Raw genomic sequence first — 15,736 nt, 5'->3', positions numbered from 1 at the left:
GGCGCCGGGTAGGGGCTAACCCGGATCGCTCGCCGACGTCATCGGAGGTCGGACTTCCCAAGCACTCGCGCCCAATAAGGGAGACGCGCAAAAACCCGCCAGATGAGCGCTGATGCCGCCAGCGAACCGTTTGGAAACACCTGTTTCATAACTGCAAAAAATAGGCCGTATGGTTCGCTGGTGCGAAAACGCTGCTGAACTATGGCGTCAATGACCCGTGCGGCCGCAGCTTCGTCCGACAGCATTGGAACGTCCCGCAGGCGGATGTTGCGCTGCGTCATCGGTGTTCTGACCAAAGGCAAGTGCAGAATGGAAAACCGGATGCCCTTGCCAAAGAGCTCGGCTCGCAACACCGTCATGAGTTGATCCAAGCCTGCCTTGCTGGCCGAATAGCTGGCATATTCGGCGACGTCCATCTGGCACGAAATCGACGACAGCGAAACGATGTGCCCACTGCCCTGCTGGATCATCGCAGGAAGGATCTTGCGGATGATCGTGGCGGCCGACAGGAAATTGACCTGCGTCATCCGTCTTGTTTCCTCGATCTGCTCGGACATCTTTAGGAAATGTCGTGCGATGGAAATGCCCGCCGCATGAACGAAGATCTCGGGTGTCCAACCCTCGGAATCGAGACGGGACAGCGCATCGGCAATCGAGTCGTCGTCCATCAGGTCGCATTCGATGAACCGAAGCCTATTTTGCGGCGGACGTCCCAATGCCTCGTGAAGCTGGCAAAACGCTTCGTGGTTCCTGCCAAGAACTACGATATTGGCATTCCGGACAAACAGCTTCTGAACGATAGTTCTGCCGATGCCCGAAGTCCCGCCGGTCAGCAACACGTTCGCGCCCTCGAAACGGGTCGAAGCGCGCGCATTTGCGTCGATCGTCTGCTGTGCCTGCCAAGAACGCCAGATACGCGGCGCATAGTCGTTGAACTTGGGCGAGGAAACGCCCAACTGCCGAAGCCGCCGGGATGTCGCGGCATTCGTGAACTGGGTCGGATGGTTGATTTCAGGCAGCAATTCGACCGGAATGTCAAAGTCCTTCAGAACATCGAAGACCTCTTCCTTGAGCTGCCGAAGTACCCTGTCGTGCGGTGTCAGGACGTTGTAGCGGCCGACAAGATGGGACAGCCCGCTCGGAAAGACCGCATGGTTGTGGTCGGCGGCTCCAATCAGGGCCTCGAGGATGTCATCAACCCTGAGAATGTCGTCCTCGAACAGGTGAAACACATTTACCCCCGAGTCCGCAGCGGCGGTCAGGGCAACGATTGACGTGGCGGCATGGTCGACGGGGCAGATCGGAATACTGCCCCATCCGAAAGACGGCAGTGGCGTGCCCGACGGCAGGCATTTCAGGATGCCTTCCAGGGCGGGGAAAAAGCCATAGATCCCATCTGACTTGAAATGCTGCCCGGTCCGCGCGTCGCCGACCAGAACACCAAGACGAAAGATGTTTGCGACCGGGAACCGCGCATCCCGAACCAGCGCTTCGGCCATGTGCTTGGTCCGGCCATAGTTGCTGCGCCACGCTCCGGCCTCGTCGAAATGCGTTTCCGACCAAACGCCATAATATTCGCCCGAAACCGCTATAGTGCTCATATGGTTGAAGGATTTTGCACTCAGTTGCCGGCCGAGCTTGATCGCGTTCGACGTGCCCGTCACATTGGCCGCCATGCATTTCTCTCGATCGTCGTCCGAAAGATCGTAATGCGCGGCGCAATGAAAGAAATGGACTTCGCCGGGTTCCAGACTGGCGAAGGCGTCGGCCGCAAGCCCGCAATTCTCGTGCTCGAATTTTGAGGCAAGAACGGTGACGTTGCTGGCGTCGATGTTGTTGCGGCGCAGCCAATCGAGCAGGTCCCCGGCCTGCGAACGACCAATCAGCGCAAAGATCCGGGCCGACGGATCGGCGCTGGCCAGCGTCGCCAGTAGCTGCCTGCCGAGAAACCCCGACGCACCGCTGATGACGTAGTATCGCGAAGCGTTGTCACTGTGCATATGAGATGTCCGCAAATATCTGATCCAGAAGACGCCGCCTCGTGTGGTCCATCTGCAGCACAGACATCGTCGCCTGGACCAGGCCTTCGATCTCGTCGACCAGCGCGGACTTTTCCGCAGGCGGAAGCGGCACGATGCCGATCAACCTTTCGCGCAAACGCACGAACAGCGGGAATTCCTGTTCTGCCTCGGTCAGATCCGCAATCCAGTTCAGGACAAAGCGTCGGCTCTGGGAGGTAAACCCGTTCGCGGCCGCCAGCGACAGGCAGCAATGTTCGATCACGTCGCGGCAGATGAACTCGATCAGACCGAAGACTTCAGGATCCGCGGATTTGGCATCCTCCAGCGATTCCCGGGCCAGAACGAATTTCTTTATCGAGATGTAGAGCGGCAGCGAGTCGATGTGAAAATCCGTCCGGAACTGTTCAATAACATCTTCCCCGTAAACGACAATTCCAGTCCGCAGGCGATGCAGAAACCGTAGAGTGTAGTTGTCGATCATTGGCATCTTGCTGATGTGCCGGTTCAGCGCGACGTCGGCAGACAACTTCGCAAGCGACTCGGCAATCGTTACGTGATCATCCCACAGAACGACCTCCGTGTTGATTTCCACACCGTCGAGGTAGGTAAGGGTCTCCAGCGAATTCCCGGATTCGATCGAAAGGGACGTCGAAAAATCGACCTCGTCACGGTTGCTATATGACAGGATCAGGAAGTCGATATCGGAGGCATCGGTGGCGTAGCCTTCTGCCACCGATCCGACCAACAGGATACCGACGGTTTCCGCGTCGCCGGTCAGCTTTCCGGCAAACTTGGTGAGGTGGAGCCCCCGGTTCCGCAACAAGTCGATAATGTTCTCGGATCTCTGAAGCTCTTCAATGAAATCGGCCGTCTTTTCGGAGTTCTTCATCATTCTTTCTCCGCGCCCAGGAGTGCGGCACCGAACTTGAGTTCGATCAGCTTTTCGGTGGCAGGCCCTAGGGCACCGAACACGATTTCATTGTTGATCCGTCCGATCGGGTGATTGTCCATGAAGGCGCGGGCACCGACGATCTTGCGCGTCTCGGTCGCGATCCGCTCCACATTCTGCGCAACCGCGTATTTCGTTGCGGATATTCTTGACAGGATAGAACCCGCGAGCCCGGCATCGAGAGAGCCGGCGGCCTGAAAGTCAGATAGGCTCGCACCCGCGGCAAGGATCAGCTGTGCTGAGTTGAAATAAATGATTCCGAGCCTGCCGAGGTTTGCCTGTTGCATCTCGGATTGCGCCAGGACTCTCCCGTCCGGCAGGCGCGTGGCGTGCGAAAATTTGATCGCTTCTTTCAGCAGACGAGCACCACCACCAAGATACAGGGCGGCCACACAAAGGTTGTGGCAGATCAACTGCACCAGATAGAACGCGTTCAGGTTCGGATCGGGGCCGATCACCTGGTCGGCGGAAGCGACAAACCTGTTGAACGTTAGCCGACGCGTATCCGCCAGCGCGAGATGATTGCCAAACAGAAGGTCCTTCTCGATGTTCAGGCCGGGATTTCCCTTCAGATCGCTAATGACGGCCAGCAATTCGCCGTCTTCGCTGCGTGACAGAAAGACTACCTTGTCAGCTTCCAGCGCCAGCGACATGTAGGTCGAATATCCCTCAACCAGGTAACCGTCCGCGACCTTCCGAATACTTGATCCGGACGCGCCGATCTGCTGGTTGCCCGCGTGCGAGGTGGTATTTGCCAGAAGATGCCGGTTCCGGTGCACCTCGCCGAGAAGCGCATCCATCATCTGGAACGACCGGGTGTCGCTGCTCAGGATCGCCTTGGCAATCCCGAAGGCAAACATCGACGCCATATGCTGCGAGACGCCGAGCGCAATTGCCGGCGAACTGATGCCGATTTCGTGCAGGGATGTCACCGTGGCGCGGAAAAGCTGCCCGATATCGCTGCCGTAAGTTTCCTGTAGGAAAGGAATCTCGCTGTCGCGAAAGGCGTCATAGAAGTCCCGCAGGTTCTCGGTTTGGGCACCGATTTCGGCCAGAGCGACGATATCATCAAGTTTCTCGAGCCCTTTGAAGCGCTGATCGAAAATGCTCTTCATCTACTCTCCTCCATTTCACTCAAACGAGGTTCATCGCCCAGAGCGTCCGCGCGACGCTGGGCAGCGGCCACGGGTTTCTTGTGGAAACGAAAACGCTACGTTTGATCCCGGCGCGGAATTCGGCCTTGTGCTGCGTGATCCCCGCCAAGTCATAGACGCTACGGCCAAGTTTCGACCCGGCCTCCAAGCACAGCGACAGATACAGGTTTTCGGTTTTCGCGTTCCGGGCAAAAGCGAAATCCGGGCATAGCCCCAGCGACAGATAACGGACCCCTTCGGATTGCAGATGCCCAATCACATGAGCGAGGATCGCATAGTCCGCGTTCTTGGGAGACGTCGACAATCCCCGATTGATGTTGGCATGGTACCCGACAAGCTCGCCGCTCCTGTGAAACTCGTCAAAAGTCACGAAATGCACTACTCGGCCGTCATCGTCGCGCAGTAGGAAAATTCTCTGCCCCTGATTGTATGGCAGCATCGGCCGGGTGATCAGCCTGTTCTCGGGCCTAGAGATAGACTTTCTGGCCAGCCAGTCTTGGGAAACCCGGTCTATTTCCAGCCAGACCTCGGTCTCAGGGCCAGCTTCCTCCACGATATAGCCGTTGGATTCGCAACGGCGCACGGCATTGCGGATATTCTGCTTTCGCGGGCCGGAGAAGTCGTAAGCTTCCAGCTCGATCAGTGCTTCCCAGCCAATGCAGTTTCTATAGAAACCGCGCTCTGTGAGAAATTTCGCCAGAACCTCGCCGATATTGAGGAAAACCGCGTCTTCGGATTGCAGCAGGAACCCGTCTATCAGCGCAGGCCAGTCGGCTTGATCGGCTATCGGATCGCCGAGCACAAAGCGCATGCTGCGTCGCTGCCTTCTCCATTCCGCAAAGAACACGCCGCCGTCAGGCGTGCCGTGGAACTTCATGCCTGGCTGCGCCACCGATGCGGCGAGCGAAAAATCCCCGAACTGGCGAAGCAGATGTTTCAGATCGGTTTCAGCCAGATACATGGTGATCTCCGCTGCCCAGGGCCTGCTCGCGGCATGCGTCATGCTGGCTGATGATCTGTTCGGCAGCCGTCGCTAGAACCGCCAGTTGACCGAGATCCTGATCAAGCAGTTCGGGATCGAAACCCGCAGCTGCGTACTGCCGGATCATGATCTCGTGCGCTCGCCCGGGCGTTTTGGCAGCTAGGCGGATATCCACCCGTTCGCCATGGCGGTGACCCGTAATGCCCATCTGCCGAGGACCGTTGCGCGAAAGACCGAAAATCGTCTCCAGTTCCAGCGCAAACCGGTCTCCCGCAACCGTGAACCTGACGGCATCATTGCTAACCTCCTCGTCCCAGGACGTCTTGATGTCGACCGACGTACCGCCGGCCGTTTCTAAGCACAGGCTGGCTGCCAAATCGACGTCGACCACCGGTTCCGGCCCGCTTGCCTCAGTCCCGTACCATCGTGCGAACGCGGTTCCGCTGGCGTCGGGAAACCTGAACGAGGCATCCTTGAGGTCCATCTCCTGGTACCCAAGCAACATCGCCACGCATTCCAGCAAGTGCCAACCCAAGTCGAGCGACGATCCGGCCACGGCGTGGCGGGCCGACGTCAGCCATTTCGACGACGGAACGCCCGCGGTACGGGTCCATTCGGCTCGGACGGTCAAGATCTCCGACACGTCGAAACCTGCCACAAGGTCTACAAACGCCCGGAAATGCGGGTCATAGCACGACGCGCAGCTTCGAAGCAGTTGCGCGCCAGAGCTCCGTGCGGTGTCGGACATCGCCGCGCAGTCCTGTCGCGACAGACAGACGGGTTTTTCCACGATTGTCGTGATGCCCCGCGTCAGCAGCGCTTGGGCGTGTTCCGCATGGCTGCTGTTGGGTGAGGCCACGATGGCCAAGTCGATGGTCTGCGCGGCGAGGTCCTCGACGCTATCCAGCACCAGACAGGGCGGCACTGCACCCCGCGCGGCGGCCTGTGCAAACAAGTGCTGATCGATACACAGAAAATCGAAGCTCCCCGCCCGTCGCAGGTTCGGCATCCAGATGTTGGTGGCCGCCCAGCCGCATCCGTAGAACAGCACGGTCCGGCTCATGCGGACATCATCGTTTCGCCGATGGTCCGCGCGACCTCGTCGGCCATTGCGTCAATCCTGTCCGGCTCGGCAAGAAACATCTTGTGGTGAAAACAAAGCCCGGTTCTAGAGATGAGGGCTGCGTTGGGGCAGCGGTCCAACAGATCGCCCTGCGTAGTCCCCGGTTCAGGCCTCAACCAATAGGATTTCAGCTCAAAAAGGGCGGGGTAGACGCGATTGGCCGGGATGCCTTGGTGCTGCAACTCGCGGACGATTGCATCCCGCAGCTCTGCACGCGCGGTCGATGGCAGCCGGGCCTGAACCAAGTACTGCGACGCGAGAGAGCCGTTACCTGGACATTTCTGGAAGGTCACCAGAGGGTTGCCCGACAGCCGTTCACAGAATTTTGCGATATTGCGGGCCCGAATCTTGGCGAGCTCCTCGAAACGCCCGAACTGGGCTGAAAGGACCGCCGCCGAAAACTCGTTCATGCGATAATTCGAGCCGATTTCGCGATGGTCATAGCCGGTTTCATCAATCGCCCGGCCACAGTTGTGCATCAGCCGTGCACGGTCGAATACGTCTTTGTCCCGGAAGATAACGGCGCCACCCTCACCAGCGGGTAGTAGCTTGGCCGCTTGGAAGCTATAGCAACTGGCGTCGCCGTAAGCCGTAACAGGCGCGCCGCCGCAACGGATCCCCGGCCCGTGGGCAGTGTCCTGGATCATGACGGCACCGATGCGCGCCGCAACTTTCCCGATCTCGTCAACGGGCGCGGGCACGCCGCCATAGTGCACCGGCATCACCGCGCTGCAAGCCCCCGGCTTCAGGTGGTCGTCCCAACCCGCGGCAAGCGCCCAAGTCTCGAGATCCACGTCGGCAATCGCCGGATAGGCACCGTGTTTCTGGATGCTGGCCATCGACGAATAGAACGTGAGCGCCGGAACCACCACCGCGCTATCGCGTGGGACGTCCGTCGCCATCAGCGCCAGCTCCAGCGCATGCGTTCCGTTGGACACTGCCAACGCGTATTTTGCCTGCTCGACCTCGGCAAGCAGGTACTCGACTTGAGCCACGAACTGGCCCTCATTGCGCCACCATTTCCCGCTGTCCAGTACTGTTGTCAGGGCGATGCGTTCTGCATCGCCGAATCTCGGCCACTCCAGGTATTCAAAACTCATTTGCTTCGCTCCTTAGAATTAAGGCGGGTTCAGCCGCGAAGGCAGTGAAGTAGGGCAAGTAGATCTGTCGAATGACGGTTGGTGATATCGACCGTGTGGTGCGCCAGGCGATACTCGGGCTCGCGCTGCTGTAGGAGCCCGATAAGCTGCTGCCGGATGTCGCCCCCGGCAAACATGACGCGCCCGCCATGTTTCAGGCGCTCTGCAAGCTCATCGAGATCGCAGCGCAGGTAGATGCAGATATGGCGGGCCAGCAGCACCCGGCGGGTCTCGGCGCTTTGCCAAGCTCCGCCGCCCAGCGACAGGCACCCGGCCGGCTCCTGTGCCAGATCGCGGATCAGAGCGTGTTCTAATTCGCGGAATCGCCTCCATTGTTCGGGGCCGGGGCGCGGACCCAGAACATTGCCATGCTGATCCTGCAGACAAGCATCAGTGTCGTACCAAGGCACGCCGGTTTCCACAGCCAGGGCTTGTGCCAGCGTGCTTTTCCCGCATCCGGGCATACCCAGCAGGACGATCATGGCGCCATGCCCCGCGTGATTTGGTCCACCAGATTGGCCGGCAAGTCTTGGCCATCCAGCGCCCTGACATTGCCCATAGTGGCGATCCTCACCGAATAGATGTCCCGCATCCGGGCAAGCCTATCGCGTGTCCCCGTCTCACCGTATGACTGGATCATCCAGTCGCCGCGCTCGCGCAGTCGTGCTGTCGCAATTCCGGGATCGAGATCGATGTAAAACAGCGTTTCAGGCTGCGGGAACATCGACAACAGGAAGTCAAACAGTCCCCTGTCCGACAGAATCCGGTCCTGGTACAGCGCGAAGGCCGGAAACCATCGATCAAAGAACAGCGCCCGCGCGAACGTCCGACCGCCTGCCAAGCAGGACAGCTGGACAAGCCCGTCGATAATGTAGGTCTGGTGGCGGAATTCATCTTCGAACTGCTCGCGGATGGCGGCCGAGGCTGGCAGTCTGCCAGCCGCCGTACCCGCCTGCTTGAACATTGCGAGGCTGACCTCGCTCAGACGGCACAGGTCAACCGACGGCGACTGTTCGGAGCGCAACAGGGAACAGACCGTGGTCTTGCCCGCGCCGTCCATCCCTTCCACCGCGTAGATCGGCATTTCGGGCAGCTGAAACTTCGTCGGAAATGTGACCCGGTCCTGGCTGGCCTGTACCCTCAATGCACCTTGCACCTTCAACCGTGTCGCGATGCTCTGCACGATCTGATCCGCGATGTCGTCCACCGATCGGCCGCGCGTGTCGATGTCGATGACCGAGCGATCGTTATCGAGAACCTGTCGGTATTCGGTATGCAGAACAGCCAGAAAGCCGGCGATATTGTCTACGCCAACTTCCCTGACCAGCCAGTCGTCGTCGGCGATCAGCCGCGCTGCGCATGTTGCGGGATCGTTGTGCAGATAGAACAGGACATCGACGGACGGCAGGTTCTGCGCTAGAAAGCGGCAGCGATGGTCGAATTCGTCGTTGCCCTTGCTGTAGACGCGAAATGTCTGCCACCAGCGGTCATACAGGATGACGTCGAACTGCCGGTAGTCGTCGCGAAGATACCTGGACCGCGCTATTCCCTCGGTCAGGAAGCACTGCGTCTTGGTCCGACGCGATACCCGGGTCCAATACGCCTGCGGGTCCCCAGCAACCGATTGGCCATATCGCTTGAGCAGATCGAGCATCACAGGGGCCATCGTGTCGACGAGGACCTCGGATCCCTGTGACAGCCGATCGCGGACGGCCCGAATGACCGTGCTTTTGCCAACGCCATCCACACCTTCGAAGGCGATGCGGAGCGGACTTGCTATCGGGTCAAACATGTTCGTTTCCCAGCCGCACCGCCTCGCGGAGTGCGCCCGCAATCGGGGCGTTCGGTCCGAACACGGATGTCCGGATGGTTGGCAGCCACTCTTCCTGCGGGCAGGAGGCTCTAACCCCGCGTGCGAGGTACTGAACCAGCTTGCCGTCCACGTCCTTGCCGTCCACGTCGAAAATGCGGCCGCCCAGCGTGATCTGGCTGCCGGGGAAGATCCGCGCCAGATTCGCGATCATCACCGCCAGCAGGTCCAGCAGTCTTTCGAGCGAGATCTCGCCGCGACAATAGCCTTGCCAGACGGCCTGCAGGCAGCCGCGCGCGCCGCATGTGCAAATAGGTCCGCCGCCATCGACAATGATATGCCCAAGTTCACAATTGATCGGCCCGAGCCGTAGCACCTGGCCATTGCAGACTATCGCGCCGCCAACCCCGGTTCCGAACTGCAAGGACACGTAGCTCAGCCCACGTTGATCGCCCGCATTCGCCAGCGCCGCCGCTTCGCCGTCACCAAGCCAGCGGACCTTTGTGCCCAGCAGCTTCTCCAAGCTCGCGATCAGCGGAAAGCCTTTCCAGTAAGGGCGGTTGGGCCAGGACAGAACCTGCCCAGCCGCGTTTAGGCTCGGCGCGACGCAAATCACCGGCACGCCGCTGACCGGGGGCAAGGATTCCAGCCTGCCGGAAAGCGCGGCGAATTCTTCATCCGCACGGCCGCATCGGGGCAGTTCAATCCTGTCAACGTTTGGCAACATTGCGGTCACCGACTTGCAATACGCCAGTTTTGTTGCGCCCAGATCCAAGGCCAGAAACTCTGTGCCTACCGACATCATCCGGCCAATCCTCTGCCTTCGGGCAGCATGTCCCGGATCGCTGTAAGCGCCAGCTGATAGGATCGTGCCCCGAGCCCCGCGATCATGCCGTTCATAACGCCAGCAAGAACGGATTGGGTTCTAAACTGTTCGCGGGCAAAGATGTTCGATATATGGACTTCGATCTTGATGGCCGCGCAATCCTCGAGACAATCACGCAGACACCAGCCGCTCATCATCAGCGCCCCGGGGTTCAGAATCAGTCCCTGAGCATCCCGCCGACCGTTCAGGTACCTGATAATTTCACCTTCCACGTCGCTTTGGAAACAGTCTACAGACAGGCCGACACCGGCAGCCGACGACTGCACGCACCGCTCGATTTCTGCCAGCGTGACCGATCCGTAGATTTCGGGCTTGCGTTGACCTAGACGACCTAGGTTCGGGCCATTGATCAGCAGGATATCAGGCACGAGAAATCTCCGGAGCGCAAACGCCGAACTAAGTCTGAGCCGTCGATCCGTGGGCAGAGCTCGCTGGCAATTGAAGTCGTCACCTGGTCCGGCCACCGTACAGCCAAGAACCTCATCCCGGCATTTGCAGCGGCCAGCCAATCCACCCGTGAGTCCCCCACGAAGAGGCTGAAATCGGTGTCCGAATGTGTTTCCGAGATAATCTTTTGCAAGCCGTCGGGGGCAGGTTTGCCCGGACAGGGGTCATCTCCGCAGACAATAGCGTGGAATAGTCCACTGAGACCGAGTTCCCGTAACAGAAGCAGGGTTCGGGCTCGATCTTTGCCGGTGCAAAGACCTAGAAGGATACCGTTTCGGGATAGTCCCTCAAGAGCCTCTTTCACGCCCGGATAAAGCTGATTGGCCGAGATGTTCTTTATATTTTCTTCCGTGAAGGCCTCCGCCAGAATTGGAGGCCAACTCATTTCGGAAACTATCTCTCTGAATGCTATCCCTTGTCGGGCCTGCACTTCGTGAAATGGAATTGTCTGTGCATTCGGTACGACTTTTCGAAAAGCACGTTCGAATGAATCCCGCATAGCCTGAGAACTGTCCAGTATTGTGCCGTCCAGATCAAAGATGACCAATTGCGGCAATGCGCTGTCGTTGGGGGCTTTAGACATGAAACCGATCTCGCGCTGCTATTGGCTCATTTCATAGAGAATTAGCGGAAGGGCCTCCTGAATAGGGTATCTGTCGAGCATGCCGCGGACGACATCTTGCACCTGTGAGAACTCGCCACCGCACAGGGCATTCCCAAGCAGCCCGCGGATCAGGCTTTCAAGTTCGCATGCGCGATTGAACGGCAGCTTCCCGTCGGGTTCCTGCAAGAATGACACCATCTGCCCGACGCTGCCCAGCAGTTCGTGGTCGGGATTCCTGTCATTATGCAGACGATCCCGGTTCAGCGGAGAGAACACTCCGCCGTCGCGCTGCCCGCCCGAGAGGATGTCGTCGGCGACCGAGCGCGCAATCGCAGGAGCCATCAGGATGCCGTTCCGATAGGTTCCGGACGCGATCAGAATGCCATCGTGCCCGGTGTGCCCGAACAGCGGATATCCGTCGGAGGAAATCGGGCGGTATCCCGCCCGCATTTCCAGGACAGGGGCCAACCGAAGCTGGTGACTGATTTCATTGGCCAGTGAGTGACACAAGGCATGAAGTTCCCCGACCGATGGCTTCGGATCTGAAAAATCATTTTTCTCCAGCCTGTTAGTTGCGCCGATGTAGATCCGGCCGTCACTCAGGGGCACCACGTGGCTGCCGCAGGCGAAATCCCGATTGGGGGTGCGAAGAACGCCTGGGAAGGGAATCGTCGAGTCCACGACCATGCTAGTCCCGCGCCCGCCCAGCATCGTCAACGGCCGGCCCTTGACCCGCAGGTCGAGCCACGGAAGCAGACGCAGGGTGTTCGCGCCGGCGGCCACCACAATGATCTGACCATGAAGGGCCTGCCCCGCGAGGGTGCGAACGGTGCCACCCCTCGACGCGGCGTCGATCGCGGTCACATCTTCATCGATTTCCGTAATCGCCGGATCGGCCCCGATCGCCGCACAGAGCGCTTGCATAAGCACACGGCTTTCGATGTAGCCCTCAGTCGGCAGCGAAAGCACCCGCTGCGGGCGCGCCAGTTTGTGCGGTTCTAGCCCGGGAACATCCCGCGGATCGACCCATTGATTCTTCTCAGCCCAAGCGTCCGCCTGCGCCTTGATGAAGTGGATGTTCTCGTCATCATGCGAGCCAGTGTTGTTCGCGACGATGAAGGTTCCCCGGCGAATCGCGGTATCAGCCTGAGACCCCGATATATGGGTACGGAACCACTCTTCCCACATGCGTCCGGCAGAAATTCGGAGCCTGGCTTCTTCCTGATCCGCGAACAGCCATTTCGACTGAACGAATTCGGCAAAAGCACCTAGCATCGCGCCGGCAGCAACACTTGCTGTTCTGTCCAACGTGCTGCTCTTGCTGACGGTCGCAACTGACAGGCCACGAGAAGAGAGTTCAAGGGCCACGCAGCGCGCAATTACGCCGCCCCCCACAACAATTACGTCATGCCTCATACGCGTCCCACCACTAACCAAAAAACAATTGTTGACGGCGCTTATGTACTATATGTATGCATCATCGACTGCCTCTTTGCAAGCATGAAGACTTGTTGGCTATTGCGCCGCCCAAGGGTGAAAACGACAGTGTTGACCCCGAAGGCAGCCTCATCGGGTAACCGAAGCAGCTTGTCCTCCCCTTGGTAGAGAAGTAGTTCAGGCTGATTTTTCCTTAACAGAAGACAAGATCTCAGGCATGCAAGCAGGTTCCGGCGACAGAGTGATCGTCCAGAAGTTCTCTGGCAATCTGGATGGAAGAGTCTTGGTCCCTACGAGCAAGAGCATCACTAACAGGGCAATCATGATCGCCCTTTGCAGCGAAGGGGTTTCCACGATCCGCAACCCGCTGCAAAGCGACGATACCAGAGCGGGGATCGAGGCAGCCCGCGTCCTTGGATGCGCGGTGGAGGAAGCCGATGAGTGCGTCACGATCCGGGGGATCGGACGCGAAAGACCAGTCAGCCAAGCCGAAATCGACGTTCGATCAGCCGGGACAATTGCCCGTTTCCTGCCCTGTATCCTGTCCCTTGGCGCTGCTGGAAGCTGGACGCTGACGGCCAGCGAACAGATGAAGAGCCGTCCTATGAAAGGGGTTTTCGACGCGCTGGCCAGACTTGCCCCGGACAGTATAAGGTCGCTCGGCCGCCCCGGCTACCTGCCTGTGGCGGTGCAAGGGGGCTGCTTGGCCGCTGCTGAGACCAACGTTTCCGGCAGCATTTCCAGCCAGTATCTGAGCGGCCTTCTGCTGGCTGCACCTCAGGCGGATAGACCGCTCAGTTTTGTGACGGACGGCCACATCGTGCAACGTCAGTACGTGGATATCACGATCGACTGCATGCGCGCCGCGGGTGCAAACGTCGAAGCCGCGCCAGACCTGTCACGGATCGTAGTGGAGCCGACCGGATACGTGGCTCGCGACATATCGGTGGAGGCCGACGCCTCGACAGCATCCTATTTCTCCGCCCTGCCTGCGGCCTTGGGCGGCTCGATCACGATCCCGAACCTGTCCCGTAACAGCCTTCAGCCAGACATCAGGTTCATCGAGATACTTCAAAAACTCGGATGCAAGGTCGATTGGTTGGGCGCGAAAGAGGTCAGGATCTCGCGGCCGGGGGACCTGCCGAAGCTCAGGGGCAACCAGCATTTCGATCTGAACGATTGTTCGGACATAGCTCTGACCGTAGCGGCCTTGTCGCCCTTTGCCGATGGCCCGATCTTGATTACCGGGGTGGAGCATATCCGCAACCATGAGTGCGATCGCGTCGACGCGATGACCGTCGCTCTGCGCCGCACCGGTATCGAGGTCACGGAAAGGCCCGACGGATGGGCCATCCAGCCGGGCCAGCCGCGCTTCGCTGATCTGGAAACCCGCGACGACCATCGCATGGCCATGGCGCTGACCGTGCTGGGCCTTGCTGGCAGCGGCGTGAGCCTTGATCACCCCAACTGCGTCGGTAAAACCTGCCCCCGGTTCTTCGATCTCGTCCGGGACGTCGGAGCGGTCGTCACCCGTGTGCCAACGGAGTAGCGATCCGATTTCGGGTCACGAGGCGGTTCACTAGCCCGGTGCCGCCGTTCTGCCACCTGAAGGCCCTCGCTTGGAGCCGAGCCATACGATAGCATGAAGCCGCCAAAGAACCGCGCAAGCCCGGTATAGGCTCGAGCGGCAGCACCAACCGCATGAACTGGACGGGCGAGACGACGACCATCGCACAATTATCCCAGTCTATCCCGCGCATGACAAAGATTGCGGAACCAGATTTCAGATCCGGGCAGAATATCTTTTCGTAAATCCGTCAGCCCCCGAAACAGCCTTTGCGCGGCAGCTCAAGTCCGGGCACCTGCTGAAGTCACACCCTCCTTCTTCGATCCGGCGACGGAAGAACAGATCGACACGCCGTACATGATCTAGCGCGAGCTGTTCAGCCCAAGCTGAGTGGTTCGTTTTAAAAGTTAGTGCATCATCGGCCTCTGGTCCATCGAGACAATGGTTTCCGAGGCTGGTGGGCGATAGCCCAATGCCGCTGTGCGGTCGTTTCGTATTGTAGTGCTTCCGCCATTGCTCGATCAGGATCTGTGCCTCACGGAGGCTGCAGAAGACTTCTGAATAGCCCCGAGTTTCTTAGACGCCTTCGCGTCTCATCATCTGCTGCCGCTCGAACTCGGCAGGCGACAGCATCCCGTTCCTCGCATGCTTGCGCTTCGGGTTGTAGAACATCTCGATGTAATCGAACACGTCCTGCCTTGCTTCTTCGCGGGTCCGGTAGGTCCTACGTCTGATCCGTTCGCGCTTGAGCAGGTTGAAGAAGCTCTCGGCGACGGCATTGTCGTGGCAATTGCCGCGGCGGCTCATGGAGTGCTCAAGATTGTAGGCGCGCAGAAAAGCAGCCCAATCCATGCTGGTGAACTGGCTGCCCTGATCGGAGTGGACCAGCACCTTTCCCTTCGGCTTGCGCCGCCAGACGGCCATGAGCAGGGCCTGCAGAACGACATCCGTTGTCTGCCTGCTTTGCATCGACCAGCCGACCACGCGCCGGGAATAGAGGTCGATGACCACCGCGAGGTAGGCGAACCCCTCTTGCGTCCGGATGTAGGTGATGTCGGTCACCCAGACCTTGTCCGAGGCCTCGACGTCGAACTGCCGGTCGAGGGTATTGTCGACCACGACCGACGGCTTGCCGCCATAGCTGCCGGGGCGGCGCCTGTAGCCGATCTGCGCCTTGATCCCTGCAAGCTGCGCCAGTCGAGAAACGCGGTTCGGACAGATGCTTTCGCCCTGTTCAACCAGATCGTCATGCAGCTTGCGGTATCCGTAGACCTTGCCGCTCTCCGCCCAGGCCTTCTGCAGCAGCTCGATCTGGCGCCTGTCCTCCTGCGCCCGTGCGCACAGCGGTGCCTTCAGCCACGCATAAAACCCGCTCGGCTGGATGCGCAGGCAGCGACACATCGTCCGCACCGAAAACTGACCTCGATGCTCGGCCACGAACGCGTATCTCACTTTGCATCCCTGGCGAAATACGCGGTGGCCTTTTTTAGGATGTCGCGCTCCTCGGAGACCCGCGCCAGCTCCCGCTTCAGCCGCCGGATCTCGGCATCCTTCTCCGTGTCACCCGACACCGCCTTCGCGAACTTGCGCCTCCAGGCATAGAGCGAATGCGTGCTC

At 59.5% G+C, this 15,736-nt stretch carries 14 protein-coding genes and 1 pseudogene; 1 reads left to right on the top strand and 14 read right to left on the bottom strand.

Annotated elements, in window-relative coordinates; translation table 11 throughout:
* Nucleotides 1–38 precede the first annotated feature (38 nt).
* Genes IQ24_RS15905 through IQ24_RS15850 form a run of 12 tightly spaced genes read right to left on the bottom strand, consistent with a single transcriptional unit; the run spans nucleotide 39 to nucleotide 12,531 of the window.
* Nucleotides 39–2,000 (bottom strand): SDR family NAD(P)-dependent oxidoreductase, encoded by a 1,962-nt coding sequence (locus IQ24_RS15905; RefSeq protein WP_145399276.1) that lies wholly within the window; start codon nucleotides 1,998–2,000, stop codon nucleotides 39–41.
* Nucleotides 1,990–2,913: a nucleotidyltransferase domain-containing protein gene (locus IQ24_RS15900; protein ID WP_145399275.1), complete on the bottom strand. Its 924-nt coding sequence runs from the start codon at nucleotides 2,911–2,913 to the stop codon at nucleotides 1,990–1,992. The genes IQ24_RS15905 and IQ24_RS15900 overlap by 11 nt, the downstream gene beginning before the upstream one ends.
* Nucleotides 2,910–4,085 carry an acyl-CoA dehydrogenase family protein gene (locus IQ24_RS15895; protein ID WP_145399274.1) on the bottom strand — a complete coding sequence of 392 codons (1,176 nt, stop codon included), beginning with the start codon at nucleotides 4,083–4,085 and terminating at the stop codon, nucleotides 2,910–2,912. Before IQ24_RS15895 ends, IQ24_RS15900 begins: the two co-directional genes overlap by 4 nt.
* A 19-nt stretch (nucleotides 4,086–4,104) precedes the next feature.
* On the bottom strand, nucleotides 4,105–5,085 hold the full coding sequence (locus IQ24_RS15890) for a DUF2156 domain-containing protein (RefSeq protein WP_158637553.1): 981 nt from the start codon (nucleotides 5,083–5,085) through the stop codon (nucleotides 4,105–4,107).
* Nucleotides 5,072–6,169: a Gfo/Idh/MocA family protein gene (locus IQ24_RS15885; protein WP_145399272.1), complete on the bottom strand. Its 1,098-nt coding sequence runs from the start codon at nucleotides 6,167–6,169 to the stop codon at nucleotides 5,072–5,074. The genes IQ24_RS15890 and IQ24_RS15885 overlap by 14 nt, the downstream gene beginning before the upstream one ends.
* Nucleotides 6,166–7,329 (bottom strand): DegT/DnrJ/EryC1/StrS family aminotransferase, encoded by a 1,164-nt coding sequence (locus IQ24_RS15880; RefSeq protein WP_145399271.1) that lies wholly within the window; start codon nucleotides 7,327–7,329, stop codon nucleotides 6,166–6,168. Before IQ24_RS15880 ends, IQ24_RS15885 begins: the two co-directional genes overlap by 4 nt.
* 29 nt (nucleotides 7,330–7,358) lie before the next feature.
* Complete coding sequence (locus tag IQ24_RS15875; protein WP_145399270.1) at nucleotides 7,359–7,850, bottom strand: shikimate kinase; 492 nt, start codon at nucleotides 7,848–7,850, stop codon at nucleotides 7,359–7,361.
* Entirely contained in the window at nucleotides 7,847–9,160 is a 1,314-nt protein-coding gene (locus IQ24_RS15870; RefSeq protein WP_145399269.1) for a nucleoside/nucleotide kinase family protein, read from the bottom strand. The genes IQ24_RS15875 and IQ24_RS15870 overlap by 4 nt, the downstream gene beginning before the upstream one ends.
* Nucleotides 9,153–9,983: an ROK family protein gene (locus IQ24_RS15865; protein WP_145399268.1), complete on the bottom strand. Its 831-nt coding sequence runs from the start codon at nucleotides 9,981–9,983 to the stop codon at nucleotides 9,153–9,155. Before IQ24_RS15865 ends, IQ24_RS15870 begins: the two co-directional genes overlap by 8 nt.
* A complete protein-coding gene (locus tag IQ24_RS15860; RefSeq protein WP_145399267.1) occupies nucleotides 9,980–10,432 on the bottom strand; it encodes a type II 3-dehydroquinate dehydratase in 453 nt (150 codons plus the stop codon). Before IQ24_RS15860 ends, IQ24_RS15865 begins: the two co-directional genes overlap by 4 nt.
* On the bottom strand, nucleotides 10,414–11,094 hold the full coding sequence (locus tag IQ24_RS15855; protein ID WP_145399266.1) for an HAD family hydrolase: 681 nt from the start codon (nucleotides 11,092–11,094) through the stop codon (nucleotides 10,414–10,416). Before IQ24_RS15855 ends, IQ24_RS15860 begins: the two co-directional genes overlap by 19 nt.
* An 18-nt stretch (nucleotides 11,095–11,112) precedes the next feature.
* Nucleotides 11,113–12,531: an NAD(P)/FAD-dependent oxidoreductase gene (locus tag IQ24_RS15850; RefSeq protein WP_145399265.1), complete on the bottom strand. Its 1,419-nt coding sequence runs from the start codon at nucleotides 12,529–12,531 to the stop codon at nucleotides 11,113–11,115.
* 238 nt (nucleotides 12,532–12,769) lie between these two features.
* On the opposite strand from IQ24_RS15850, the gene aroA reads away from it, so the two are divergent.
* The gene (aroA, locus tag IQ24_RS15845; RefSeq protein WP_145399264.1) at nucleotides 12,770–14,101 is read left to right on the top strand and encodes a 3-phosphoshikimate 1-carboxyvinyltransferase; all 1,332 of its coding nucleotides are present in this window, start codon (nucleotides 12,770–12,772) and stop codon (nucleotides 14,099–14,101) included.
* A 425-nt stretch (nucleotides 14,102–14,526) separates the two neighbouring features.
* On the opposite strand, the pseudogene IQ24_RS15840 reads toward aroA, so the two are convergent.
* Together IQ24_RS15840 and IQ24_RS15835 are read right to left on the bottom strand one after the other, a co-directional pair.
* A pseudogene (locus IQ24_RS15840) lies at nucleotides 14,527–14,677 on the bottom strand (integrase core domain-containing protein); the annotation flags it as partial.
* Between the two features lie 18 nt (nucleotides 14,678–14,695).
* Nucleotides 14,696–15,736, bottom strand: a protein-coding gene (locus tag IQ24_RS15835; protein ID WP_242008244.1) for an IS3 family transposase whose coding sequence is annotated in 2 segments (ribosomal slippage) — nucleotides 14,696–15,597 and nucleotides 15,597–15,736 — 1,042 coding nt annotated over the 2 segments. Because the reading frame shifts where the segments join, the coding sequence is not laid out codon by codon here. This gene is flagged as partial in the annotation.

This window comes from Paracoccus sulfuroxidans, assembly GCF_007830335.1.
Classification (GTDB): Bacteria; Pseudomonadota; Alphaproteobacteria; order Rhodobacterales; family Rhodobacteraceae; genus Paracoccus; species Paracoccus sulfuroxidans.
Note: the sequence above shows the minus strand (reverse complement) of the source record. Positions and strands in the feature narration are given on the sequence as shown.

Coding starts and splice junctions, on each gene's coding strand:
- IQ24_RS15905 (WP_145399276.1), bottom strand. CDS start 2,000: ATGCACAGTGACAACGCTTCGCGATACTACGTCATCAGCGGTGCGTCG.
- IQ24_RS15900 (WP_145399275.1), bottom strand. CDS start 2,913: ATGATGAAGAACTCCGAAAAGACGGCCGATTTCATTGAAGAGCTTCAG.
- IQ24_RS15895 (WP_145399274.1), bottom strand. CDS start 4,085: ATGAAGAGCATTTTCGATCAGCGCTTCAAAGGGCTCGAGAAACTTGAT.
- IQ24_RS15890 (WP_158637553.1), bottom strand. CDS start 5,085: ATGTATCTGGCTGAAACCGATCTGAAACATCTGCTTCGCCAGTTCGGG.
- IQ24_RS15885 (WP_145399272.1), bottom strand. CDS start 6,169: ATGAGCCGGACCGTGCTGTTCTACGGATGCGGCTGGGCGGCCACCAAC.
- IQ24_RS15880 (WP_145399271.1), bottom strand. CDS start 7,329: ATGAGTTTTGAATACCTGGAGTGGCCGAGATTCGGCGATGCAGAACGC.
- IQ24_RS15875 (WP_145399270.1), bottom strand. CDS start 7,850: ATGATCGTCCTGCTGGGTATGCCCGGATGCGGGAAAAGCACGCTGGCA.
- IQ24_RS15870 (WP_145399269.1), bottom strand. CDS start 9,160: ATGTTTGACCCGATAGCAAGTCCGCTCCGCATCGCCTTCGAAGGTGTG.
- IQ24_RS15865 (WP_145399268.1), bottom strand. CDS start 9,983: ATGATGTCGGTAGGCACAGAGTTTCTGGCCTTGGATCTGGGCGCAACA.
- IQ24_RS15855 (WP_145399266.1), bottom strand. CDS start 11,094: ATGTCTAAAGCCCCCAACGACAGCGCATTGCCGCAATTGGTCATCTTT.
- IQ24_RS15850 (WP_145399265.1), bottom strand. CDS start 12,531: ATGAGGCATGACGTAATTGTTGTGGGGGGCGGCGTAATTGCGCGCTGC.
- aroA (WP_145399264.1), top strand. CDS start 12,770: ATGCAAGCAGGTTCCGGCGACAGAGTGATCGTCCAGAAGTTCTCTGGC.